Source organism: Spongiibacter tropicus DSM 19543, from assembly GCF_000420325.1.
Classification (GTDB): Bacteria; Pseudomonadota; Gammaproteobacteria; order Pseudomonadales; family Spongiibacteraceae; genus Spongiibacter; species Spongiibacter tropicus.
Genome location: NZ_ATUS01000001.1, coordinates 723,299 through 748,548, shown reverse-complemented (window position 1 = coordinate 748,548; position 25,250 = coordinate 723,299). Strand labels below are relative to the sequence as shown.

Genomic DNA, 25,250 nt, shown 5'->3' with positions numbered 1-25,250 from the left:
CCGGATCGCTCTTTGCAATAACACTTCAGGCCCGCCAATTGGCGGGCTTTTTTGTGTCTGTGACGATGAGGGGCTTCAAGTGATGTTAGAACCAGCCTCGGATCCCGATAAGCCACTGCTCGCTCTGCGCTGTTTCCGCAAAATCGCGCTGGTCCCCCAGCGTTCGGTGCCACGCCAGTCCAACATACGGCGCCCACTCGCGTTGCGGGTAGTAGAACAGTCGCAGCGCTGTCTCCACCTCTGCCAGTCCGCTACCCAGCGAGCGCTCGCGATCCGTCTCGCTGTGGGCGATAAGGGTGATTTCCGGCTCCAGAATCCACTGCTGTGTGAATCGCAGTTCGTAGCCCAGCTCAATTTCCGCCGTCACCATGCCGTCGTCATCCACAAACAGTGCCGCGTCAGTTTCGACATTGAACGGGGCGAGCCCCTGTACACCGAGCACCAGGGCGTTGTCAGCGTCTCCGTCATCAATATGGCGGCGCAGTCCTGTTTGCAGATCCCAGAACGGGGCGATCGCGCGGCTATACAGCAGTTGCAGCGCGGCTTCGTCGGTACTGCCCGCCTCGGCGCTGCGCTCCAGCTTGACCCAGAGTTTGTCGATATCGTGGCCCAGCCAGGCCTCCATATCCACTGCACTTTCGCGCTGGTCGCTGCGACGTTCCAGTTCGTTGATGATTACGCTGCCAAGCATCGGGTCGGCTTTACCACCCGCCAGTGCGGTATTGCCCAGGCAGCTGCCGAGTAAAAGAATGGCTACCTTTTTCATGCGGCACCTCCAATCACTCGCACCTCGCGAAACATGCCGGGCATGTGGAAACTCAGGTGGCAGTGATAGGCCCAGCGGCCGACCGCATCGGCGCTGACCAGATAGCTGATTTTGGAGCCGGGCTGCACAATGATCGTATGCTTGCGTGGAATACGCAGCGGCTCACCGGTTTCCAGTTCACTCCACAATCCGTGTAAATGAATGGGGTGAGTCATCATGGTGTCGTTAATCAATACGATGCGCAGGCGCTCACCGAAGCGCAGCAGAATCGGTTCGGCATCGTCGAACATTACGCCGTCCATCGACCACATATAGCGGCTCATATTACCGGTCAGATGGATTGCCAATTCCCGCTCCGGGTCGCGGCGATCCAGTGTTTTACCGAGATTGAACAGCTGACTGTATCGCAGCACTCGGCGACCGTAGCGCTGTGCGTGCTCGCGCAGTCCAATGCCGGGATCGTCGAGGCCATTGGCGGGCATCTGCGCCTGCATATCCACGCCCGGGTTGTTTTCACTGGCAGGGTGACTAATTACCGCGCGGCTGCCAGCGCCTGCAGGGGCAATCGGCGCATCTGGAGGCACGGTCTGGCTGTGCATGCCGTGGTGACGGTGATCCATCTCCGCTGGCGGCCCGTGTCCGGCATGGCTGTCCACGTCGCGCGACATATCACGTTGGTCCATCTTTCCGTGGTTCATACTGCCGTGGTTCATATCACCCGACGGTGTGGCAGGATTGGGTGTATGACCCGCATGTGCCGCCCCGGCCATCGCCATTGCGCTGTGGTCCATGCCCATGTCGCGGTGATGTAACCGCGGGGCGTGATCCATGGCGGGAATCTCGGCCTGCCACTCGCTGTTGGGGCTGAGTGTGGCGCAGGCGTAGCCGCTGCGGTCGATACTCTGGGCAAACAAGGTGTAAGCGCGATCGGCACTGGGGCGAACCAGAACATCGTAGGTTTCCGCTGGTGCAATACGGAATTCGTCTACGGTGACCGGCTCGACATTCTGCCCGTCGGCAGCGACTACGGTCATTTCCAGGCCGGGAATGCGCAGGTCGAACAGCGTCATTGCCGCCGCATTGATAATGCGCAGGCGAACCGTTTCCCCTGCCTTGAACAGCGCGCGCCAATTGTCATCGGGGCTGTGGCCGTTGACCAGAAAGGTGTAGGCCAGACCGTTGATATCGGCGATATCGCTGTCACTCATGCGCATACGATTCCACATGGCGCGATCCTGCCAGGTAGCACTCAAGCCTTTCTCCCGCAGGTCTTGCCACAGATCGCCCACGGTGCGCTCGCGGCGGTTGTAATAGTGACTCTGCTTTTTCAGCCGGGCATACAGGGCTTCCGGTGCCTGATCGGTCCAGTCTGACAGCACCACCACATGCTCGCGGTCAGCCTGCACCGGGTCGGGTTCTGCCGGATCGATAACAATGGCGCCGTAGACGCCGGTCTGCTCCTGAAAGCCCGAATGGCTGTGATACCAGTAGGTGCCGCTTTGCTGCACATCAAATGTGTAGTCGTAGTAGCTGCCGGGCTTTATTCCGGCGAAGCTCATACCCGGCACGCCGTCCATATTGCTGGGCAAAATCATACCGTGCCAGTGAATCGAGCTGTCGGCTGCAAGATGGTTGTGTACCCGAAGATGCACGCGCTCGCCTTCTTTCCAGCGCAGGGTCGGAGCGGGAAGCGAGTTGTTGACGACGGTTGCCAGTGCGTCGCGCCCGGTAATGTTCACCGACTGGTAAGCAATATGCAGATCGAAGCGTTGACCGCGCAGCTCGGGTACCTGGCCGGGCTGGCGCTGTGGCGAGCGTGCCAGCACGCTGCCCGGAGACAGGCCAAGCAAGGCCGCGCCCGCCGCCGCGCCGGTAACAAAGCGGCGGCGGGGCAGGGGAGTCGAGAGTATCTTGCTCATGATCCCTCCTATGGCTGCAGCTCGGTAATGCGTTCGTAAACGTGGTGCTGGCCATCTTTGCTGAGCAGAATGATGGCGTAGGGATCCAGACGTTCGCCCATTTCCATGCCGGGGCTGCCAATGGGCATGCCGGGTACACTCAGCCCATACGCGCCCTCGGGCGGGGCTGCCAGAAAGCGCTCGATGGTGGCGGCAGGGACGTGACCTTCAAAGACATAGCCGTCGATCGTCCCGGTATGGCAGGACTGCAGCTCATTGGGGATACCCAGTTGCGTCTTGATGGTATGCATGTCCTGGCGGTTATGCAGTTCAGTCGCAACGCCCGCACGATTGATATGTTCGGCCCAGGCCGTACAGCAGCCGCAAGTCGGACTTTTATACACGGTCATGCTGGCGGTCTCGGCCAGCGAGGTATTGGCTGCCCAAAGGCATAGCAGGGCAACGAGGAATCTCGGTAGTCGTGTCATGGTATTTCACCTGTGTTGAAGCGATATGTTGGTTTTGCGCTCAGGGCGCGGGCAATCAACCAAACAGGTGAATGGGCGGCCTCAGTCGGCGAGTCGGGGGGACATGCTTCAGGGCATCTGGCGGGCGGTTGAACTGCGCCTGAATGACCGCCTGCCCCGGAATTGTCATCGATGACAGCAAGCTCAATTGACAGCCGATACTGCACTGACAGTTGTCGTCACAGCAGCTGTTGTCCTGAGTGTGCGCTGAACTGTGGGGCGCCATAGCGTGAGACGTTGTTCCATCGCAGCAATCGTGTGCGCTGGCCGCATGTGTATCGCCCATCCTCATCGCGGATGCCGGTGCCTCGTCATGGGCATGCATAACATGTGCGTGACTAGCAGGCACCAGCGCCGCCAGCAGGGGCTGGCAGAGCAGAAGCAAGATACTGAGCAGGGCGATACGAGGCATTGTGAAAGTATACGTCAGCAGCAAAAAAATAGTTGCGAATCGAGTGCCGAGTGTAGGCCTTGAGTCCACTTCAGGGTCAAGTCCTGTTTTCTACTGGTTTTTATCGCGCAATTACGGCAGCGTTACCGCTCGTCAAAACAATAACAGATAAGGTTGATTGAGATGCGCATTTTACTGCTGATTCCCCTATTGCTACTGGTGGCGTGCTGGGAGCGACCGCGCCTGATCAGCGACTGCGAAGACGTGGGGGATCGCCTTGCGCTCTGTGGTTGGCAGAAGCCCGAAGACATGGAAGTACTGGGGGATCGTCAGACATTAATCGTGAGTGAAATGGAAGCCCACGGCAGCGGCAAGCCCGGTGCGCTGGCGCTGTTCGATACCGGGAGCGGGGAAAAGCGTCGCATCGACCTTGGACTGGCGGTGAAGACGCCCAGCGAACCGTGGGGGAGTGCGGAATGCTCCGCGCCCGATATCCATCATTTTGCCCCTCACGGTATTTCCCTCTCCGAGCGTCCTGATGGCCGACAGCAGCTGCTGGTCATCAATCATGGCGGCCGGGAATCCATTGAATTTTTCGAAATCGAGGGTAGAGGCCTGCAAAGCCAGTTGCGCTGGCAGGGCTGTGTTATTCCTCCTGAGGGCAGCAATCTCAACGATGTTGTTGCGCTGCCGGAGGGCGGTTTTATGGCCAGCCATATGTACCCCCGTGGCGACACCCCTGTGGGTGAATTGGGGTGGCAGGAAATCACCGCGCTTGCAGGCTTCAACCCGGGCCGCATTCTCCATTGGGATGGACAAGATTTCAGTGAACTGCCCAACTTCAAGGGTGACTACCCGAATGGCATACAGCTGTCAGCCGATGGCAAAAGCCTGTTCATCAACCTGTGGGCGGGCTCGCGTGTACAGAAGCTCGATCGCTTCACGGGTGAGCTTTTGGGCGAAGCGGAAGTGAAGAGCCCCGACAACAGCGAGTGGGATGCCAGCGGCAAACTGCTGATTGCCAGCCACGACTTGAGTCTATGGGACTTTGTTATCTGCCTGGGGGCCGAGCAGGGGGCTTGTCCGGCCAAGTTCCGTATTGTGAGACTTGATCCGGAAACCATGCAGACCGAGGTCGTCCTCACCCAGCAGGGCGCGCCGATGGGCGCGGGAACGGTTGCTCAGCAGGTGGGAGATCGCCTTTACATCGGCTCCTTCATCGGCGACCGGATGATGAGCGTCCCGTACGTGGCCAAGTAGCGGGCCGCATTGCTCAAATCTCGTACAAGGCGAGGATTTTTAAGCTTTTTTTAAAAAATGCGTTGACAGCAAAATGGCCCTTGAATATAGTACGCCACCTCGACGCGCTCGTAGCTCAGCTGGATAGAGTACCTGGCTACGAACCAGGCGGTCGGAGGTTCGAATCCTCCCGAGCGCGCCACTATTTAAAAAACCGGCACTGCCCAGGCAGCGCCGGTTTTTTTATGCCTGAATACTTCTCTCTCCTTACGTCCATCCTGATGTATGACCCGCACGGATATTTCTGGCGAACGGGCCGCAATCATATTGGCAAGCCCCTGTAATCGGTTGCTGTTCCCAAGTCATGATTGTTGCTTGCCGACTGTCGAATTGTGACGCATAAGAATTGACCGGTTGTCGGCGACGTCGGACACTAAGGTGCTTTGGGTAATTCCCATTATCTTGGAGACTAAGGATGGTATTTCTAGCAAACACGAAGACACCGTTGTCACTGCGTCATGACGACGCAAAGACTATTCTGGAAAGCACTTTCGCGATGGGGCGGCTCGCGACAGCATCGAGAGCGGCAATATTGGGCCTGTGTCTTGCTCAGGCGGGTATGGCAAGTGCCGCAAGCAGTGGTTGGCAAGTGAACTACAGCGGTGACCTGAACGGTTCAGTCGGCGGCGGCATTGTAGTGCCCGGCGGGACACCGATGGTGTCGATGGTTCGCGGTGCCAGCATGTCGAAAGACATGAAATCAATGGGAACTGCGGCGATGTCGGCGAAAGTGATGACCCTGTCAGGACAGGCGCCGTCGCTTAAGCAACTCGATGTCACGCTTGAAGATGGGACAAGCTGTCGCCTGCAGGGAGATGGCAGCGAAGCCGTCACCGTAAACAGTTTGGACCGTAAAACTTATGACGTCGCAATGGCGGCAACGTTGTCTTGCGCTGGTGGTAAGACAATTGCCGTTAAGGCCTCGGTAAAAAAATAACCGATGCCAGTGTTTTCGATCAGCGCCTTTTCCTTGTTGCCCTAAAGCCGGATCGCGCTGCCGATAGCGCGGGCAATAAGTTGCCCGCGCTGGTTTTTGATGGTGCCTTCGGCAGCCAACATCCGCTTACCGGCATGGTCAATGCGCGCCTCTATGGTCAGTTCGTCGTCCGTGTCCCTGACTGCGCCAATGAATTTGATCGAGAGGTCGGTCATGGTATGGAATTCACCAGCCGACAGTTTGGTCATCACGGCGGCGCCCATCGCGGTGTCTAGTAGTGAGGCGAGTATGCCGCCATGCAGGGAGCCAATCAGATTCTGATGACGGTCCTTTGGCGTGTAGCGATACCGGACTTCGCCATCGCTGATCGCGATGATCTCATAGCCGAGATTGGCGGCCATGCCACTGCGTTCAGTTTGCATTTCAAAGCGCTTTACGCGCTCCATGCCGCTCAGTGCTTTGTCATTACTCCACTGGTTCATTGTGAGGGGTTCTCTTCGCTAGGCCGCTGTGAGTTGGCGAGACACAGGGCTTTAACATCTCTGCGCACGACTTTGCCAACCGGGTTGCGCGGCAAGTTTTTCAAAACGTGGATGCTTTTGGGTGTTTTGACATCACCAAGCAATGCTTTTAATTCTCTCTTCAGCAGGTCCGGGTCTACGGCTACATCACCGCGAAGGCAAATGGCCGCCTCTACTCGCTCGCCCCAATAATCGTCTTCGACACCGAAAGCGGCGCATTCTCGAATATTTGGCATCTGCATCAGGGCATTTTCCACCTCCGCTGGGTAGACGTTGAAGCCGCCGGAGATAATGACCTCCTTGCTGCGTCCCTGAAGGAAAAGGTATCCGTCGTCATTGACGTAGCCCAGGTCGCCAGTCAGCAACCAGCCATTCTTGAAGACTTCCTCGTTCTGTCTTGGCGCGTCGAGGTAGCCGGGCATGACGATGGCGCCCCGCACGGCGACTTCGCCAGTTTTGTTTGGCGGCAGAGTCCTGCCGTCCGGATCCAGTATCGCAAGCTCGCTGTGCTTGCAGGCTCTACCTACCGAGTGCTGCAGGGCGGCTTGTTGCATATCGTCGGCGCTCATCGCGGTGATGGTCATAGGTGCCTCAGTCTGACCATAAAGTGTCGAGAGGCAAGGGCCGAAGCGGGCGATGACCTCATTGATTTTTTCCGGCGGCATGGGTGCTGCGCTATAGGTGAGGTGCCGCAATCGACAGGGCTGTTTGTGCTCTGCCTGATCAAGCAGCTTATAAATCAGTGTCGGCGGCATGAAGCTGACGGTACACGTTGCGAGGGCCTGGGTTATGGCGTCAACGTCCGGTCGTGGTAGCAGATGGTGACTGCCGCCGACACTCAGCAGCGGAAAAATATAGTGTGAGCCGCCGTGCGTGAGCGGGGCCACCGCGAGGTTGCGGTCATGGCCGGTGAACTGAAATTGAGCCTGCATATTGTCGATGACGGCCACAACATTCCCGTGGGTTTGAACCACTCCCTTGGGTTGACCGGTGGTCCCTCCGGTAAATTTGATGCCCATTGGCGCATCGAAAGCCGGAATCGTTGGAAGAAACGGTTGGTCGCGATAATCGCGTATCCACTTGCGGCAACCTTGGGTTGGGTGATCTAGCAGTTCGGTGCGAATATCGGTGTCCGGCAGGCTGGACAGGCTTTGCGTGTCGACAAGAATTAACTCAGGGCGACTCTGACTCAGGAGCTGTGCATTCAGTATCGCGCCGTTTTTGGGATTGATCGGGATCCAAATCATATTCGCAGCTACTAGCGCCAAGTGGGCAAGCAGGTGGTCGATATGATTCTGCGCGCAAAGTGCGACTCGGGCGTTGGCTGGAAGGTGATGCAAGAGGCCCTGGGCGAATGCTTCAACGCGCGTGACTAACTCGCGATAATCAATACATTCATCTGCATCAATGGCGGCGATGCCGTTGGGGTTGCGATCAAGGCCTTGGTAAAGGTGCTCTATAGGAAGCATCATCGGGAGCTGGCCTCCAACACAGTGACGGTCGTTGCCGCCTCCTCGGTTTCGTAGAAGCCCCCGCCGTTTTCCGCAACGGCAATACGCGCGCCTTCGACTTGTCGTCGCCCAGCCTCGCCACGAAGCTGGCACACCAGTTCATGCAGTTGCATGATGCCAGTGGCACCGACGGGATGCCCCTTGGATACCAAGCCTCCCGACGGGTTGACCGGAATCGCCCCACCCAGTGTCGTGTTGCCTCGCTCTGTGAATGGGCCGCCGTCACCGGGTGAGCAAAGGCCCAGGTTTTCCACCTGCTGGATTTCCGCATAGGCGCTGGCATCGTGGACTTCCGCAACATCAATATCGGCGGAGCCAATGGCAGCTTGTTCATAGGCTAATAACGCAGCGTGTCTGCCAATATGCTTGGCGAAGTCGTCTGCAGAGCGCGTGGTTCCGCTGCAAAGTGATAGCGCGCGGATGCGAATTGCGCGGCGGCTGCCTCCCAATTGCTTTAGGGCATGTCGTGAGCAGACGATGGCCGCGGCGGCGCCATCGGAAATCGGTGCGCACATTGGCAGCGTAAAGGGCCAAGCGATAACGCGGTCAGATAATACCTGCTCAACAGTCATCGATGCCTGATATTGGGCCAGCGGATTCATGGTGGAGTGCCAATGGTTTTTCGCTGCCGCAGCGGCAAACTGCCGCTGAGTTGTGCCGTATTTTTGCATATGCAGGCGGGCCTGGGCGGCGTAGCTATCCATAAAAAAACTGCGCTGCTCATCGATGTCTCTGTATTGCTCAGGGATCAGCTCCGCAGCTTGCTGACTCACAATCTGGTGGAATTCCTGCAGACGATGAATATCGGTGCCGCCTTTGAAGGCATTGAACATGGCGTCGCGTTTATCGGGGTAGAACATTTTCTCTGCACCGACGACCAGTGCCACATCGCACATGCCCGCTTTGATGTGAGCGATCGCTTGTAGCATCGCGGTAGAACCTGAAGCGCAGGCGTTTTCGATGTTGGCGATGGGGATGCCTTCGAAGCCCAGCGGCCGCAGGGCGCACTGTCCGCGGATACCATTTTGCCCTTCCAGCAGTCCCTGGCGTGTATTGGAAAACCAGGCGGCCTGAATGGCGCGTTGCTCGATATCGGCATCGGCTATCGCCAGGTCAACAGCTTCCCGAGTCAGGTCTTTGACGCTGCGATTGGGAAACTTGCCTAGCCCGGTCATGCCAATGCCGAGAATAAAGACGTCTGTCATTGCCTTGCCTCAGTCTGTTTTCGTCTGCATGATTTTGCGTTGCACAATGCGGAATCGACTGGCGACAAACGCGAGGTCGGTCAGGCAAGCATTGCCCGCCGGATTAAGGCCGGTCACGTGGTAGTCACTGTAGGCGGCGGCGAAGTTGATCGGCATCCCCATAAGGTTGCAGGCAACCGAGGCTCCGGCTTCGTTGTAGGCGTCTTGTGCCTCTGCCAAAAAGGCCGGATCGGTTGAATACACATGTGAGGTAATCGCGCCGCAATCTCTTACGTTCCCGGTCGCATCCGTCAGGCAACTGTGGATACTCTCGCCTTTGATAAGAAAGGAGATCGGACCGAAAAATTCGTTGCGGTACATATCGCGTTCCTGCTCGGTCACCTCGATCATTAAGGGAGTGGCAGTTCGGGCATTCGGGAACTCCGGATGCGCATACGGGCCGCTATCCCGGCGAATATATCCGCGCTCTGCACCTTGTTGGCGCATCCGCTTCAGCGTTTGGTAAATATCGTCGCTGACCAGGGTGCCGCAAAGGAATGCGGCGTTGGCTAGGTGCGTATCGACGGCGTCAATCAGCCCCTGCACAACGGTGTCGAAGCTGATGTGGTCGCCGTTAACGCGAATGCCGCCGGCGGGAATGTGAATGTTCTGAACACTGGTACACATTTGCGCGGAGGCCTGGCAAAGAGAATGGGCAATGGCCTTGCACATACCGTCAAAGTCATTGGTGGATTCGATTATGACCGAGTTGCAGCCGGCCGTTTCGGTGAACACCAGGGCGCGGCGGCAGTGTTGTTCTATCCAGCTGCCAAACTTCGGGCTGCCCGTAAAATCGATGATGGCGGTTTTTGGGTGTTCCAATAGCTTCATCGTGGCGGGTTGGTCGCGGGTATCTGCAACCAGGGTAACAAGATGCGTATCGAAACCCGCTTCAGCGAGCACCTGTTGGCAAACGCTCACCACCATCGCTACTGGAAGAATGGCATTGGGATGTGGTTTAAACACGACCGGATTACCCGTGGCTAAACTGGCGAATAGGGCGGGGTAGCCGTTCCAGAGCGGGAAGGTGGCGCAGCAAATATTGACCGCTATACCGCGTGGCATAAGCCGGTACTGTTTGCTGAGTTTGGCGGCGCCATCGCTGCCAAAAGCCCGTTCCCATTCGGCCCGTTCGGGCACATCGCGCATTGCTTTATACGCGTAGGCCAGCGCTTCAAGGCCGCGATCCAGTGCATTCGCGCCGCTGCCTGCAAACGCCATGATGTAGCTCTGACCGGCGGTATGCATGGTGGCATGAGCGTTCTCAAAAAGTTGCTTGGCGCAGCGCTCCAATATTTCCAAACAAACGCCCATACGGGTTTCGATGTTGGCATCCCGCCAAGCGGGCTGGGCGTCGGTAATCGCATTGAACAGGCTGTCGATATCGACGTCTGGATAGCTAACGCCCAGCGCCTGGCGCGTGTACGGTGAGATCTCTGCCCCGATTCTGCCGCGTTCTCCCGTCTGTTGCAGCGGGTAGGCTTGTCCGAGCATCGCTTCAAAGCGAGCTTTCCCAGCGGCGGGTTTTTCGCTGCCGTGTATTTTACTGCTCGGACTTTCAGTATAGGCGGTCCAGGCATAGCGCTTTTCACAGGCATCCAAGGCTTTATTCAGCGTCGCTTGGTGTTGGGTAAACCAGTTGTTCATGATTATTTCTCTTATCGGGGGTATTGAACCGGATATTTACAACGCCTCGTCGCGCCGTGTTTTATTGTAACTTTTGTTATTAGACTAACAGGCTGTAGTAATCTTCGGCAAGCCAGTCAATGCGGTTTTTTATTTATCGCTAGCGACTTTTGTTGTAGTGTTCGCTGCATGCAAGCTGCCCAACAATTACTGTCTAACCCTGTTGCCCGAGGATTAAATATTCTCGGGGATCGCTGGACTATCCTGATCCTTAGGGAGACCTTCCTGGGGCAGCATCGCTTCGATGAATTTCGCCGACGGACCGGGGCGTCGCGCGGCAGCTTGAGCAGCCGCCTGGAGACTCTGGTCGCCAATGGCATTCTTTATAAAAACCCCTATCAGACATCGCCGCTGCGCTATGAATATCGCCTGACGGGGAAAGGCTTGGCGCTTTATCCCTGGGCGCTGCTGATCTGGCAATGGGAAACCGAATGGGCCGACGCAAACGATGCGGAGCTGCCCACGCAGCTCTGGCACGCGTTTGGTGAGGGCCATCAATTGCGGCCATTGGCCGTGTGCCGGCATTGTGGCGAGCCTCTGCACTACGATGATGTCGAGCGGGTCGTGAATGCCTCGCCGCAGGGGGCGCCAACTGGCAGTCTCACGGAAATTGGCAGTCAGCGTCGAACCCGTGGCAGTGGCGATCAAATGCTCGGACATATCACTGATATTATCGGTGACCGCTGGACGTTGTTGTTAATGGCGATGGCGTTTGTTGGTTTGAGCCGCTACGACGATTTCCGCCAACAGCTCGGTGTGGCGACGAATATCCTCGCCGACCGGCTTAAGTTGCTGGTTGATACTGGCATCTTCTCCCGTGAGGAGTACCGCAGTAATCCGCCGCGCTATGAGTATCACCTCACTGAAAAAGGCAAAGCTCTTTACCCGCTGACCATGGCGCTGCGTCAGTGGGTGCTCGAGTGGCTGCCAAAGGTCAAACACCCTCTTACTCTGGTTCATCGTCCCTGCGGCAATGAGCTGGCGACCGATGTGATTTGCAGTGGCTGCCATACTGTGCCCAGGACCGACGAAGTTCGTTTCCGATAACGCAGAGGGTGTTCTTGTCGGCGCAGCCGCTCCGTTCTGTCTATTCGGAAAAAGCCGCAGCAATGGCTGCGGCATAAGGTGCGTCTCAGGCGATGTTAAAAGGTTTTGCTGACGGTAATGCCGTAGGTCGTCGGGTCACCGAATTTGTTGGAGGTAATACCCGTTGGGTCGACAACGACATTTTGCGTCTGCGCTTTGTCCCCCAGGTTCTTACCCCAGAGACGAACAGACAGTGACTCATCCGAACTGGTCCAGCCTGCTGAGACGCCCAGGTTGGATAGCGATTTCTGCTTGGTAACGTCAGCGTTGCTGGCGGCTGTGTAGTAATCGTCTTTCCAGGAATAGTTGACGTTGAAGTCCAACCTTGAACCGCCACGCAGGGGCAGGGTGTAGTCGGCGTCCACGCTTCCCGAGCGATCGGGTGACCACTGTAGCTGGTTGCCGCTGTAATCACTGCCTCCCGCCGTAACAAAGTCTTCGTAGCGAGCTTTCCCATGGTTGTAGTTGGCGCTGAGCGTCAGGCGTTCCGATGCGGCGAGAGCGATGCTGGTCTCGAAGCCAGAAGACTCGGCCTGGGCACTATTGAGTACCAGCAACAGTGTTGGAGTCAGCTCAAAGACCTGCAGATTGTCGTAGTCGATATCGTAATAGGCAATGTTGAATTGCAGGCGGCTGTCGAACCAGGTCGATTTCAGTCCAACTTCGATATTTTCCACAAATTCGGGATCGACGGTTTTCGTGGCGTTTTCCGGCAAGTTCGTCTGTGAGGGGAAGGCGCCGCTTTTAAAACCTTCGGAATAGGTAAGGTATACCATCGCATCTTCACCAAAACGGTAGTTCACAGACGCTTTGTGCGTTATTTCTTCCCAATCCTCTTTTCCTTTAACGGCCGTGGGGAATTCCGGCAAAATCAGCGGAACACCGGTTGGCATGCCAGTACCGAGCAGGTCTTTGGCATCCTGGGTAATCTCTTTTTCATCCATGCTCCAGCGCAGGCCATAGGTGAAAGTCCAGTTGTCGACGTGCCAGTCCGCCTGCCCATAGACGGCCAGACTGGTTGTGGTGTTGTCCTGCAGGAACAGCACATTCCCTTCCGGCGCGAGGCCGAGGCCGCCACTCAGCGCCGCGTTGTAGCGGGTGTAGAATTGCTCGTCGCGCTCCACATCTTCCTGCATGTAAAAGATACCGGTAATCCAGTCGATATTATTGTGAGTGCCGCTCAGCCGGAACTCTTGTGAAAACTGTGAGGCGCTTTCTTCGGCGCCATTGATGACATTTTCGGGCACCGAGTTCGCGACGTTAATGTCAGTCAGCGGCAGGCTGGTCAAATCATCCACATGAAAGACATCGCTGGCGCGCCAGGCGGTAATTGAAAGCAGGTCTGCCCAAGCGAAACCGTGCTCGATGCGGGCGCTTACCCCCTGGACTTCGCGCTCCTGGCCGGTATCAAACTGAGAGGCGCAGTTACGAATATTGCTGCGATAGGCGGGCGATAGGCTATCGACCCCCGCTTGCCACAGCGCGCCAGTGCCCATAACGCCCGCCGATAAATCCAACAGGTGGCTGCAGTTGCCGTTGGTTTCGTCTTTGGAATAATCGGCGCTCAGTAACAGCATGGTGGTATCGCTGAGGTCAAACAGCAGCTGTCCGCGCACATTGACGCTCTCAATATCGCCCAGCTCATCGCCGCCGCCTTTCGCTCCCTGGGAGTTGCCGATAATCGGGCTGTTACTCAGATTGGTATCGACGGTTACGTCTGAGGGGCGAATGACGTTCTTCTGAAAGCCATCGCGCTGCTTGCTGGCCACGCTCAACTTGCCTGCGATGGTATCGGTCAGTCCGCCGGTCACCAGTGCTTGGGCATGAAACAAGCCCTTATTTCCGGCAGTGAAACTGAGCTTGCTCATCGGCTCGTAGTCCGGGCGGCTGGTAATAAAGTTGATGGCGCCACCGTTGGTGTTTTTGCCGTAGAGAGTACCCTGCGGTCCCTTCAGAATCTCGATGCGTTCCAGATCGAAGAGGTCGAAGCCACTGCCACCCGCCCGGCCGATATAGATTTCATCGATAAAAATACCGACAGCCGAATCGCTGGCCGCTGAATCGGAGCTGTTGCCGATGCCGCGAATGTAGACACGGGGTTCCCCGAGGTTGAACTGGGTAAATGACATGCCGGGGGTCTTCAGAGCGACATCATTCATCTCGGTGACTTTACCCATGCCAACATCGTCGCCGGCAATTGCGGCGACTGACATAGGCACATCCTGAATACTGGCCGATTTCTTTTCGGCGGTAACCAATACCTCTTCAAGCTGCGCGGCTACTGCACTGCTGCTGATAACCGCGCTGGCCAACAGCGCTGCGGGCAAGGCTTTAAGCGTGTGATGAGTCTGTGTAAACATCAATTTTTCTCCGGTGCTTTATTGTTATCGCTAGATCAAAAGAACGTTCTACTAAGGGTTACTGACACTGATAGCTCGCCACTTTTTCCGGCTGGTCTTTATCGACCAGACGCGCTTGCTGCGGATAGGCGCAAACCGGACGCTGCCGTAGGATTTCACCATTGCTATCAAGCTGGCTGGCAATGAAGTGATCGGGCGCAGCGCCGTTCTCCACCCAGTTGGCGACAATTTCCAAGGGATCAAACTGGTCGGGGGCATCGGCGGGGCGCTCCCAGCAGTGGCCCCAACCGGGAACCATGAACAGGCGTGCGTGATCTGCCAGTTTTGTAACCCCACCGCTGTGCGCGGCCGCCCGCTGGTAATAGTCCAGCATGGGCTGTGGGATAATTAGCGGGTCGGCCCAACCGTGATAGATAAATAATTTGCCTCCTGCATTGCGCAGGCCTGACAGATCCGGGTTATCGGCATCAAGCAGTGCAGGTAGACGCGACGTAGAGACCCATTGCTGCAGCGTCTGGGCATCGAGGGGGGCGGAGTGTTCGCGCTGGAATAATTCCTGCGAGAGCAGGTTGCGATAGCCCGCCGATGCTGAGAGTCCCCAGGCCGGTTTATTGTCTTCGCCAAACAGCCAGATGTCGGTGTAGTGCTCGGCGCCCGGTTCCAGGGTTTCGGTGACGCGCGTACCGTCATCTCGTTTACCGCTGTACAGCCGCTGTAACCGCATGACTTCGTCTTGGCTAAAACAGTCTTTCCCAGTTGTATTGGATTGACATTGCAGCCCGCTGAAATCCGGCCGACATCGCTTAGGTGCTGAAATAATGCCATCGAGCTGACCATCAAGCTGATCGCACTGCTCGATGACGCTTTGCTTGAGCAGTGCATTTTTTTGTCGTGACAATGCCGGTTTGCCTTGGTGCATGGTCTGGCGGGTCATCCAGTTTCCCCATTTACCGGCAACCTCGCTAAGGCTGAAGATGGCACCGCCCGCCGCAATACCATCGAATAGCTCGGGGTAGCGCTGTGCGGCCATCATTCCCAGTCGACCGCCGTTTGAGCAGCCCGAGAAATAACGGTGGTGAGGAGCTTCGCCATAGAATGCCGTTGTTAAGCTAAGGCCGACGTCGCTTACCACGGGCAAAACTTTATGCGCGTATAACTCAAGGGCCTCCGGGTCGCTATAGGCCCACTGAGTTTCCCAGCTTTGTCCCTGATGTCCGCCGTCGTGACTGATAGCGGCATATCCCTTTTTCAAGGCGGCATTGATGCTATTGGAGTAGCCGGGTTTGTCGGGAAGCAAGCTGCCGCAGAAGCCACCACAACCGGCCATGACAAAGCGGCCGTTCCAGTCCTGCGGCAGCCGCAGCTCGAAGCGGGTGCGCTTATTGATTTGTCCACGAAGCTGACAGTGTGGCGGCAGTGCGCCGCCAGTTTGCCATTGCCCCGGCTCAACGAGCTGTGTGTTGCCCGGTGCTTCTATCGCGTGACAACGGGCAGCGGCATCGGCTGGATTAAGGGGAAGCGCTGTCGCGACGGTGCTCGCCGCCAACCCCGCAACCAGCGCTGCGAGGGAGAGTTTTAGGTTCATGCTTTCTACGCCTTGACGGTTTTATTATTGGAATATGGCTAGCGTGTTGTTCAGCGATAAATGTCCTCGCCGCGCGCCCACCAGCCGTGGAAGCCTGCCGGTAGTCGGTGAGGGAGTTTGATTTTGGCAATGGGGCCTTGGGTGATGTCTTTGGCATCGAACACCAGACAGTGTGAGCTCCAGTTGTTGGTGTCGGTGATAAACGTCGTTACATAGCCGTCGTCTTCTTCACTGCTGCGATCAGCGCCGCGCTTCGGTACGAAAGGAGCTTCGCTGCCGAAAACGCCTGGGCCGTAGTCCCACTCCTGGCGTTGTCCGGTTTCATTGTCGTATTTGATCAGGCCGGTAAAACGCAGTGTGTGACCACCATCGGCAAGCAGCGGTATTTTTTGGTGATAGGCGTAGCGGCTTTTCACGCCATGGAAGATCTGGTTCGACTTATTGAATTCTGAGTTGAGGTCGCAGATGGGTCCCTCGCGCACTTCGCCGGTACGCAGGTTGAGGCGCCACCGGTAGTTATTCGCCTCCAGGCGCATATAGGCCAGCATATGCGACAGCGCGCCTTCGCTGGGGTCGGCCTGAGGCATCGGGTTGGTCGAACGGCTGCCATCGATTACTACCCAGTCACCATCTTCCCAGGCATTAGAGGTGTGCAGAACATAGCAAGGCTCGCATTCGAACCATCGTACTTCCGTGCCGAGCCGAGGAATCAAACCAAAGCGTGTCGGCATATCACGGTGAAAGTGTACGACCCGCATATTGTGCCGTTTGAGCACATTAATATCGTGGAATAGCGGGTGGTCGTGCAGCACCGCATAGTTTTCGGTGAAACTGATTTCGTGGGGAAGGCGTGGTCCGGGCAAATCTATTGGGCTTTCATGTTTCAGTGTGCCGTCGGGATTGAGCACGCCATAGGTCATGTAGGGTGGCTCGTCGCCAAATTCAAAGAAAAACATTTCCCCGGTTTGCCAGTCGACGCGTGAATGCGCTGACATTTTGCGCGATAGCGTACTCGGCGACTCGAGAGGGCCGAGGTTCTCAAGCGTGACGGGGTCAAGTGTGTAGGGGATCCCCGAGTTATACCACAGCGCAATTAGCCGCCCGTTGTGCCAGATGATGTCTGTATTGGCCGTGTCTTTTATGGGGGAGTCGGGCAGTGAAAAGTCAAAGGGCCCCATAACGCCTGGCCATACTGCCTGGCCTTCTTCCTGCTCACGCAAGAGCGCAGCCGTCTGAATCTGGCTGTTGCGATAACTGACTTGTCCGTCGCGAAAGTACAGGCCGTGAACAAAGCCGTCACCATCGAAGGGGTGGTAGGGGTTCTTGGGCTTTTGGCGGGGATTGGGGCCATTACGCAAATAGGCGCCGTCCATATCTTTGGGAATTTCACCCTCTACTTCCAGTGCGGTAGCGCTGACATCAATGTGGTTTGTTGGTGCATACACCCCATGTAAATAGGGGTTGTCGATGTCATAGATCCATTCAGGGCTGTCGTCGAGCCGAGGCGCGCTGCCCAGGCAGCGCTCGGTCAGTGGGTAGCTGCTATGGCTATTGGCGGTCATAAAACTCTCCCTATTTTTATACGGTTATTTGGCGGTTAACGCGTGCTTGGCATATGGCAGTGCTATGTAATGCCGCGCTGGTTGTTCTTGTCTTGCTGTCGAGTCTATAAATTATTAGTCTAATAGTGCAAGTGTTTTTTGCAGGTGCCTTTCCGGCATTGAGTTATTTTTGGTTAAGTTATTTAAAAAACAATAAGTTATATGTTTTATTATGGGTTTTTGTATCTGCTTGTTGTCGTTATGTGTTGGGTTGATATAGCATATTGGTTCAATAACAAAAGTAAATATTCGTCCGATGTGGAGTTGCTAACCGATGTCAGAAGAAGTTTCTCGTGGTTCTGGAGTCCGCCCTGAGCCGGGCCCCGACGCTACCCAAAGTCGCCTCCGGTTGCCGATTATCCAGGCGCCAATGTTTCTGCTGTCAGGTCCTGAAATGGTGATCGCCTCGTGTCGCGCCGGGATTGTGGGGTCCTTTCCATCGCCCAATGCGCGGACACTTGAGGACCTTGAACATTGGTTACAGGAGATTACTTCCGCTCTGGCAGAGAGCCCTGAGGCGGCGCCCTGGGCGATGAACTTGGTGATGCATCGCACGAATCCTCGCTGCTACGACGATTTGGCGCTGGCAGTGAAGTACCAGGCGCCGATTGTAATTACCGCCTTGGGGAGTCCGCGGGATGCGGTCGATCAGGTACACAGCTACGGCGGCAAGGTGTATGCAGATGTGGTTTCTCTGGATTTCGCGCGCAAGGCGGCGGCCTCAGGCGTCGACGGTCTGGCGCTGGTTTGTGCCGGCGCAGGAGGTCATACCGGGCAACTGTCTCCTTTTGCTTTTGTGGAAGAGGTTCGCGGATTTTTCGACGGTGAAATCATTCTGTCTGGGGCGATCACGACGGGACGGTCTCTGCGAGCTGCACAAGTGATGGGGGCCGATTATGTGTATATGGGAACGCGGTTTATTCCCACGCATGAAAGCCGGGCCCAGGAGGCATACAAGAAAATGGTCGTGGAGGCATCGGGTAGCGACATTATCACCAGCGATGCGATCACCGGGGTGAAAGCCAACTGGCTGCGTCAAAGCCTCATACAGGGAGGCTACGATCCTTCCAATATGCCCGCGGCTGCGGATATCAATTTTATGAAAGCCGCCGGAGACGCGAAGCGTTGGCGCGACATCTGGGCGGCGGGCCAGGGTGTCGGGGCGATCCATGCGCGGCAATCCATTGCAGAGCTTGTTGAGCAACTGCAGCGCGAGTACCGCGAGGCACTGGCGCTTTAAGTTACCGCGGCGTAGCGACACGATAATTCATAATAACGACACGGAAAGCCCATGATTACATCCAAGCAAACAACGATAGACCGCTATCAGGCAAGTGGCCTTTGGGAAGGCAAGGTTCTCCACCAGTTGTTGGACGACTATGCGCAGAAGGCGCCGACGCAGTTGGCTGTTGCCGATGCGCCCAATCGGGAGGCGTTGGTGGCATCAGTACCACATCGCCTTAACTATGCCGAATTACAAACGGCCAGTCTCAATCTGGCGCAAGACTTATTGCAACTTGGTGTTTGCGAAGATGACGTCGTCATCGTCCAGCTTCCTAATATCGTGGAACTGGTCGTCTGCTATCTCGCGATTAGCCGTATTGGCGCCATTATTTCGCCAGTGCCGGTTCAGTATGGCGATTATGAACTAGAGCATTTTGCCAAGGCCGCGCGCGCAAAGGCCTTTATTTCGGTGGACGTTTTTAAGGGCGAAGCATTTGGCAGCCGACGCTCTGCTTGCTTTTCACCAGATGTGGCTGTCGCGCTGTTTGGCGATAAGCTGACGCTGAGGCTGACGACGACGGAACTGCCAAACCTGCCAGATTATTCGGATGCCAACCGTATTCTTTCCCTGTGCTGGACTTCCGGTACAACCGGGCTGCCGAAGGGTGTGCCACGGTCACACAATATGTGGGTAACGGTTGCGCGTAACTGTATTGAAGCGGGTGATTATCAAACGGGAGACGTGCTACTTAACGCTTTTCCGATGGTAAATATGGCATCGATAAGCGCGTTTCTCTACGCGTGGGTGTTACAGGGCTGCAGCCTGATTCTTCACCACCCTTTTGATCCCGCGGTGTTTTTGACACAGATGCAGATCGAACGAGTGAACTTCACCATCATTCCTCCGGCGGTTCTCAATCAGCTCGCCAAGGACGAGTCGATGTGGCAGCAGTTTGATTTTAGCTCGCTACGGTCTATTGGCTCGGGGTCAGCGCCGCTGTCGCCCTGGATGATGGAAAAGTTTGAGCACGACTATGGGAAGTGCATCGTCAATTACTACGGCTCGAATGAGGGAATCAACCTGCTCTCCAAGCCCAAAGATGTTCCCGATCCCAGTGTACGCGCCTATATGTTCCCTCGCTTCGGCAGCCCCGGGCTGGAGTGGCCCTCTGCCGCGAGTAAAACGATCTGGACAAAGGTGCTGAACCCCGAAACCGGCGATGAGATCACCGAGCCGGGTATCGCCGGGGAGCTGGCGGTGAAAGGTCCCACCGTCTTTGACGGCTACTGGCATAGCGACAATACCGAGGTCTTTACTGAGGATGGATATTTCCTCACCGGTGATCTGGTGGAGATCTGCGGGGATGCACAGCAGTTTTATCGCATTGCCGGGCGTTGCAAAGACATCATTAATCGCGGCGGCATGAAGCTGTCGCCATCCGAGCTGGATGTGTTGCTGGAAGGGCTGCCCGGTGCGAGAGAGGCGGCCGTTTGCGCCTATCCCGACAGCGTGCTGGGAGAGCGTATTTGTGCCTGCGTGGTGCCGGTGTCGCAAGAACTAGCGCCATCCTTGGACGACATTGTTCGTTATCTGCAGGCCAAGGGCGTTTCCCGTATCAAGTTGCCCGAGCGTCTGGAGTTACTGGAGGTATTGCCGAGAAATGCGCTGGGCAAAGTTCAGCGTTTCGTCTTGCAAGAGCAGATCGCGGGCTGAGCTTGCGCGGTTTTTCCTGACTACCATAACAATACGAGGGAGCATGAACATGACGGTATATGTGCTTGGCGGCAGCCAAACCGATTTTGCCCGCAATTGGGCCCGAGAAGACTTGGACAGTTTTGACTTATTCAAGGCGGTACTGGATGACGCCTTGGCGGCGACGGGCTTGTCACCCGAGCAGATTCAGGTTGGACACGTCGGCAACTTTGTCGGCGACCTGTTCGCGGGGCAGGGCCTGCTGGGTGGGTTTTTCGCCCAGGCCTATCCAGAGTTGAATGGCATGCCGACCAGCCGCCACGAAGCGGCCTGCGCTTCGGGGTCGATGGCTTTGCTGGGCGCCATCAGAGATATTCGCTGCGGCGACTATGATATCGCCTGTGTGCTGGGTATGGAGCTGATGCGCAATGTGCCGGGTAAGACCGGCGCCGAATACCTCGGGTCCGCAACTTGGCGGGGTTACGAGGCTCAGCACTGCGAATACCCCTGGCCCCACATGTTTAATCGTATCGTCGACGAATATGAGCGGCGTCACGGCATAAACACCGATCATCTCAAGGCGATCTCGCGCATCAATTACGGTAACGCCAAAGACAATCCGCTGGCGCAGACGCGGGGCTGGAGTGTTGACGACGCCTTTTTCAGCAACAGTGATATCCACAACCCTGTTATCGACGGGCGCATTCGAAAATCTGATTGCGGACAGATTACCGATGGCGCCGCCTGCGTCTTTCTGGCGAGTGAGGCGGCGGCAAAGGATTACGCCGCCGCTCACGGCCTCTCGTTAAGCGATATTCCACGCATTAAAGGCTGGGGGCACCGTTCATCCGCCATCGCGCTAGATACCAAGCTGCAGTTGAGCGAGGGCAAGCCGCTGCTGTTCCCCCATGTGAATCAACTTATCCGCGATGCCCTTAGCCGGGCAGGTATGTCTGATCTGAAGGCGCTTGATGGCCTCGAGGTGCACGACTGTTTCTCCATTACCGAGTACATGGTGATCGATCACTGCGGGCTCACTGCGCCGGGCGAAAGTTGGAAGGCTGTGGAGGAGGGGCGTATTGCTCGTGACGGTGACTTTCCCATCAATGCCAGCGGGGGACTCATTGGTCAAGGGCACCCTGTTGGGGCGACAGGCGTTCGTATGTTGCTCGATTGCTATAAGCAGGTGACTGGTCAGGCAGGGAAAAATCAAATTGCGGGCGCCGAGAACATGGCGACTTTTAATCTCGGTGGCAGTGCAACAACCTGCGCCAGCATTATTGTTGGGGTGAACTGATGAACTCAGCCTATATTTACGATGCCATTCGCACACCGCGCGGGCGTGCCAAGGAGAGTGGTGGTCTCTATGACCTACTCCCACAAGGTCTGATGGCAGTGCTGTTCGACGCTGTGGTGGATAGAAATGGTATCGACAGAAATCAAGTAGACGATGTCATTCTCGGCTGCGTAACGCAAGCGGAGGAGCAGGCCGCTAATATCGCTAAAACCTCTCTCTTGTATGCCGGGTGGCCGACACATATTCCCGGTATTACTATCAATCGCTTCTGCTCGTCGGGACTGGACGCGATCAATTTCGCCGCGTTGAAAGTACAGGCTGGTCAGGCGGGGATGGTGTTGGCTGGTGGCGTGGAAATGATGTCGCGCGTGCCGATGCTGTCTGACAAAGCAAGCGTTTTTCTCGACCCGAAAATGGCGGCGCGTTGTCAGATGCTGATGATGGGTAATGGCGCAGATTTAATTGCGTCACAATACGGGGTTAGCCGCGAAGAGGCGGATTGTATTGCCTTGCTCAGCCAGCAGCGGGCGGCCCGCGCCCGCGATGAAGGGTGGTTTAGCTCGATTATTCCCGTCGAAAACCCGGTAAGAGGCATTCGCATCGAGCGGGACGAGTGCATTCGCGACAGCACCACTCTGGCGTCGTTGGCACAAATGCCGCCGGCTTTTGCTGAGCCAGGTGCCAAAGGTGTTGACGCCCTCCAGCTCAAGGCAAATAGCGAGTTGCGTGAAATTCAGCATATTCACTCAGCGGGGAACTCCCCGGCGATGGCGGACGGTGCGGCACTGGTGCTAGTGGGTAATCAGGCACTGGGAGAACGGCTGGGCCACCAGCCCCGGGCACGTATATGCGCGGTTGCCAGTATTTGTGATGACCCGCTGACGGTGATCTCTGGCTGCAGTGCCGCCGCGCAAAAATTAATGCGCGAACAGGGTTTAACGGCCGATGATATCGACCTGTTTGAACTGCATGAGGCTTTTGCCGCCACCGTTGTGAAATGTCAGCGTGACCTCGGTATCAGCGAGGACAAGCTGAATGTTAACGGCGGTGTGATTGCCCTCGGCCACCCCATGGGGGCGACCGGCGCCATGATGGCTGGCACGCTGCTGGATGAGCTTGAGCGTCGCGGCCAGCGGCGGGGTATTGTCGCCGCCAGCGGCGCTGCTGGCACGGGAACGGCGATGCTGTTGGAGCTCTGTTAAGCGGCGATCGTTTGGCCGCTACCAATCCACACTCACACTGGCAAACACACTGCGCCCCGGATTCTGGCTGGGGTTGTAGGTGCCGGGGAACAGCGCCGTATCAATGACCTGATTCAGGCGGCGTTCGTCCGTGAGATTTTTGCCGCCGATAGTCAGTGCCCAGCCCTGCAAGGCATGACGCAGGGAGAGATTCCCGGCGTACTGGGTGGTGTCGGGAATCTCTGTGTTGGGGTCGAGGTCGGTGTCGGTGAAGTGTTCGCTGCGGTACTGGATATTCAAAGTCGCTTTCAGTTGTAGGTTGCCGAAACTGTATTCCAGTGATGGGCTCAGGGTGGCGCTGACTTCCGGTGCAAAGGCGAGGGTTTTTCCGCTCAGGTCCTGCTGGGCACCCATGCCCATTGTGATCGGTGCCGGGGCTGAGTCGTAGTCTTTGTAGCGGGCGCGCAGGTAGCCAATGGAGGCATCGATGCTCAGCGGTGTGTAGGGTGTCAGCCATTGAATGTCAGTTTCCAGGCCTTCTGAGTAGGCGGCAGCGGCGTTATTGACGTCGAAGAACAGGCCGTTGAAGGCGAGCACTTGCAGGTCGTCGAAATCCATGCGGTACAAGGTGGCGTTAAATTTAAGGGTGTTGTCCAGCAGTTGGCTGCGCATCCCTAGCTCGATGGAGCGCGCCTGCTCCGGCTCGTATTCCAGACCCTCGCCGGAGAAGGAGATGGCGTTTACGCCCCCGCTTTTGAAACCCATGGAGGCGGCGGCGTAAAAGGAGATGGCATCGGTGAGGTAATAGCTGAGCGACAGCTTGGGTGACAGCTTGCTCTCTTTGCGCTCGATGGTGCCCGGCGCGTAATCCTGGCCGCCGACCAGCGTGGCCGTCAGGCAGGGCAGCAGCCCTTTATTGGTACAGACTGCGGTGCCGGTGGGCGTGGATTTCTTGGTTTCCGAGTTGTAGCGCAGTCCCGGTGTCAGTACCCACTTGTCGGTAATGTCCCAGGATACCTGACCGAACAGGGCGACAGCTTCCGTGTCCTGAAAGTAGTCGAAACGGTAGTAGTCGGTTTCATTAATCAGGTCTGTCAGCGGCGGAACGAGGCCACCGAGCAGCCCGCCCAGTGGATTGCCGGGCACATCCAGGCTGCCGGTCAGCATTTGCTGGGCGTCCTTGGTGACCAGGTAGGAGGCGATGTCCTGCCCCACGATAATATCGGCGATGATATTGAAGTCGGACTGGAAGTAGTAGGCACCGGCAATAAACTCGACGCTCTGCCCGAGCCCGAACAGGCTATCGGCGCTGCCGCTGAAACGCCATTCCAGCGAGGTTTGGCGGTAGTCGTCCACTTCGTCCAAATTCAGCAGGTCGGCAGGGGAGACATCGAGATCCTGACTTTGCTCCACGTCCAGCCATGACACAGCCGCGATAATGGTTGTGTCCAGCGCATTCAAGCCACCGACGGGGCCGATATCCCAATTTGCTTTCACGCTCAGAGTATCGGAGCCCTGATAGAGCGTACCGGGTTCGCTGAAACTGGTCTGGAAGTCATAGGGATCGTCTTCGATCTCGGGGTCGAAGTTCTGCAGGTAGTCCCGCGTATCCTGATCCAGCGCCATCAACTGCCGGGGCCAGAAGTTGACGTGGGTATCGGATTGCTGGGCAAGCAGCTCCAGGCTGAGATCATCGCGGGGTTGCCACTCCAGTTTCAGGCGCCAGGCCTGCTGATCGCGGTCGTCTTCTTTACGGTCCAAAAAGGTGTTTTCCAGTCGCCCGTCGCGCTGCCAGTCCAGCACGGCGATGCGCAGGCCGAGGCTGGGCGAGAGGCGGTAGCCGAGAGCCGCTTCAAGCCGTTGTTCGCCGTATTCTTCGTGTTTATAGGCCAGTCTGCCTTCACTGCCGACGTTGGCCGGTGCGCCGCGGCTGGCGACGTTGAAGACCCCGGCAATGGTGTTTTTGCCGAATAGCGTGCCCTGGGGGCCGCGCAACACTTCCACGCGATCGAGGTCGTACATCGATTCGCTGAAATACGAGGGACGGCCGAAGAAGACTTCGTCCTGCACCAGCCCTACGGCGGGTTCAAAGCTGGGGTTGAAGCTGTTGGTGCCGAAGCCGCGGATAAACACCTGCGGCGAGGAGGGACTGGTAAATTCCACCCGCACATTGGGCACGTAGGTGGAGACTTCCACGAGGTCGCCTATCGCATTCTCCTGCATGAAGTCGCCGGACAGGGCGCTGATGGAGATGGGCACATCCTGCAGGCTCTGCTGGGATTTCTGGGCGGTTACCACCACTTCTTCGATGACGCGTGCGGGTTTATTCGGCTGTGCCAGCGCCGTGCCGGACAGCGCCAGGGTGGCAACGGCCAGACTCGCCGGCACCTGTCTGAGGCGCGAGGCGCGATGGGCGGTATTCTTAGTCATGGCGTACTCCTTA

At 56.9% G+C, this 25,250-nt stretch carries 18 protein-coding genes and 1 tRNA gene; 8 read left to right on the top strand and 11 right to left on the bottom strand.

The features are described 5' to 3' along the window. Positions 1-85 precede the first annotated feature (85 nt). Genes G411_RS0103580 through G411_RS0103570 form a run of 3 tightly spaced genes read right to left on the bottom strand, consistent with a single transcriptional unit; the run spans position 86 to position 3,152 of the window. A complete protein-coding gene (locus G411_RS0103580; RefSeq protein ID WP_022957802.1) occupies positions 86-766 on the bottom strand; it encodes a copper resistance protein B in 681 nt (226 codons plus the stop codon). Continuing rightward, a complete protein-coding gene (locus tag G411_RS0103575) occupies positions 763-2,685 on the bottom strand; it encodes a copper resistance system multicopper oxidase (RefSeq protein ID WP_022957801.1) in 1,923 nt (640 codons plus the stop codon). Before G411_RS0103575 ends, G411_RS0103580 begins: the two co-directional genes overlap by 4 nt. Positions 2,686-2,693: 8 nt before the next feature. Next, a complete protein-coding gene (locus G411_RS0103570) occupies positions 2,694-3,152 on the bottom strand; it encodes a DUF411 domain-containing protein (protein ID WP_022957800.1) in 459 nt (152 codons plus the stop codon). Between the two features lie 613 nt (positions 3,153-3,765). Here G411_RS0103570 and G411_RS0103560 point away from each other — a divergent pair. The 3 genes from G411_RS0103560 (at position 3,766) to G411_RS0103550 (ending at position 5,818) form a co-directional block, all read left to right on the top strand. Then, complete coding sequence (locus tag G411_RS0103560; RefSeq protein WP_157581110.1) at positions 3,766-4,842, top strand: YncE family protein; 1,077 nt, start codon at positions 3,766-3,768, stop codon at positions 4,840-4,842. A 104-nt stretch (positions 4,843-4,946) separates the two neighbouring features. Next, positions 4,947-5,023: transfer RNA gene (locus G411_RS0103555), tRNA-Arg, on the top strand. Positions 5,024-5,296: 273 nt separating this feature from the next. Beyond that, positions 5,297-5,818, top strand: coding sequence for a hypothetical protein (locus tag G411_RS0103550; RefSeq protein WP_022957797.1), 522 nt, complete (start codon positions 5,297-5,299; stop codon positions 5,816-5,818). 41 nt (positions 5,819-5,859) lie between these two features. On the opposite strand, the gene G411_RS19200 is transcribed toward G411_RS0103550, so the two are convergent. The 4 genes from G411_RS19200 to paaN are packed head-to-tail and all read right to left on the bottom strand — an operon-like array spanning position 5,860 to position 10,741. Beyond that, positions 5,860-6,300, bottom strand: coding sequence for a PaaI family thioesterase (locus G411_RS19200; RefSeq protein WP_022957796.1), 441 nt, complete (start codon positions 6,298-6,300; stop codon positions 5,860-5,862). Beyond that, entirely contained in the window at positions 6,297-7,811 is a 1,515-nt protein-coding gene (locus tag G411_RS0103540) for a class I adenylate-forming enzyme family protein (protein WP_022957795.1), read from the bottom strand. The genes G411_RS19200 and G411_RS0103540 overlap by 4 nt, the downstream gene beginning before the upstream one ends. Next, on the bottom strand, positions 7,808-9,055 hold the full coding sequence (locus G411_RS0103535) for a thiolase family protein (protein WP_022957794.1): 1,248 nt from the start codon (positions 9,053-9,055) through the stop codon (positions 7,808-7,810). Before G411_RS0103535 ends, G411_RS0103540 begins: the two co-directional genes overlap by 4 nt. Before the next feature lie 9 nt (positions 9,056-9,064). Continuing rightward, positions 9,065-10,741 (bottom strand): phenylacetic acid degradation protein PaaN, encoded by a 1,677-nt coding sequence (gene paaN, locus G411_RS0103530; RefSeq protein WP_022957793.1) that lies wholly within the window; start codon positions 10,739-10,741, stop codon positions 9,065-9,067. 168 nt (positions 10,742-10,909) lie between these two features. Here paaN and G411_RS19195 point away from each other — a divergent pair, with 168 nt between their 5' ends. Further along, entirely contained in the window at positions 10,910-11,827 is a 918-nt protein-coding gene (locus G411_RS19195) for a winged helix-turn-helix transcriptional regulator (RefSeq protein WP_022957792.1), read from the top strand. A gap of 95 nt (positions 11,828-11,922) precedes the next feature. On the opposite strand, the gene G411_RS0103520 is transcribed toward G411_RS19195, so the two are convergent. The 3 genes from G411_RS0103520 to G411_RS0103510 are packed head-to-tail and all read right to left on the bottom strand — an operon-like array spanning position 11,923 to position 17,373. Continuing rightward, positions 11,923-14,226, bottom strand: coding sequence for a TonB-dependent receptor (locus tag G411_RS0103520; RefSeq protein WP_022957791.1), 2,304 nt, complete (start codon positions 14,224-14,226; stop codon positions 11,923-11,925). 58 nt (positions 14,227-14,284) lie between these two features. Then, positions 14,285-15,811, bottom strand: coding sequence for a tannase/feruloyl esterase family alpha/beta hydrolase (locus G411_RS0103515; RefSeq protein ID WP_022957790.1), 1,527 nt, complete (start codon positions 15,809-15,811; stop codon positions 14,285-14,287). Positions 15,812-15,861: 50 nt separating this feature from the next. After that, positions 15,862-17,373 carry a carotenoid oxygenase family protein gene (locus tag G411_RS0103510; RefSeq protein WP_022957789.1) on the bottom strand — a complete coding sequence of 504 codons (1,512 nt, stop codon included), beginning with the start codon at positions 17,371-17,373 and terminating at the stop codon, positions 15,862-15,864. Between the two features lie 313 nt (positions 17,374-17,686). Here G411_RS0103510 and G411_RS0103505 point away from each other — a divergent pair, with 313 nt between their 5' ends. From G411_RS0103505 to G411_RS0103490, 4 genes are read left to right on the top strand one after another with little or no spacing between them, the layout of a single operon-like run. Further along, positions 17,687-18,652, top strand: coding sequence for an NAD(P)H-dependent flavin oxidoreductase (locus G411_RS0103505; protein ID WP_022957788.1), 966 nt, complete (start codon positions 17,687-17,689; stop codon positions 18,650-18,652). Between the two features lie 51 nt (positions 18,653-18,703). Then, positions 18,704-20,350 carry a class I adenylate-forming enzyme family protein gene (locus tag G411_RS0103500; protein WP_022957787.1) on the top strand — a complete coding sequence of 549 codons (1,647 nt, stop codon included), beginning with the start codon at positions 18,704-18,706 and terminating at the stop codon, positions 20,348-20,350. Between the two features lie 43 nt (positions 20,351-20,393). Continuing rightward, entirely contained in the window at positions 20,394-21,626 is a 1,233-nt protein-coding gene (locus tag G411_RS0103495; protein ID WP_028968117.1) for an acetyl-CoA acetyltransferase, read from the top strand. Beyond that, a complete protein-coding gene (locus tag G411_RS0103490) occupies positions 21,626-22,828 on the top strand; it encodes an acetyl-CoA C-acyltransferase (protein WP_022957785.1) in 1,203 nt (400 codons plus the stop codon). The genes G411_RS0103495 and G411_RS0103490 overlap by 1 nt, the downstream gene beginning before the upstream one ends. Positions 22,829-22,846: 18 nt before the next feature. Here G411_RS0103490 and G411_RS19190 read toward each other — a convergent pair whose 3' ends face one another. After that, positions 22,847-25,237, bottom strand: a complete 2,391-nt coding sequence (locus tag G411_RS19190; protein WP_022957784.1) for a TonB-dependent receptor — start codon at positions 25,235-25,237, stop codon at positions 22,847-22,849. Between the last annotated feature and the right edge of the window lie 13 nt (positions 25,238-25,250).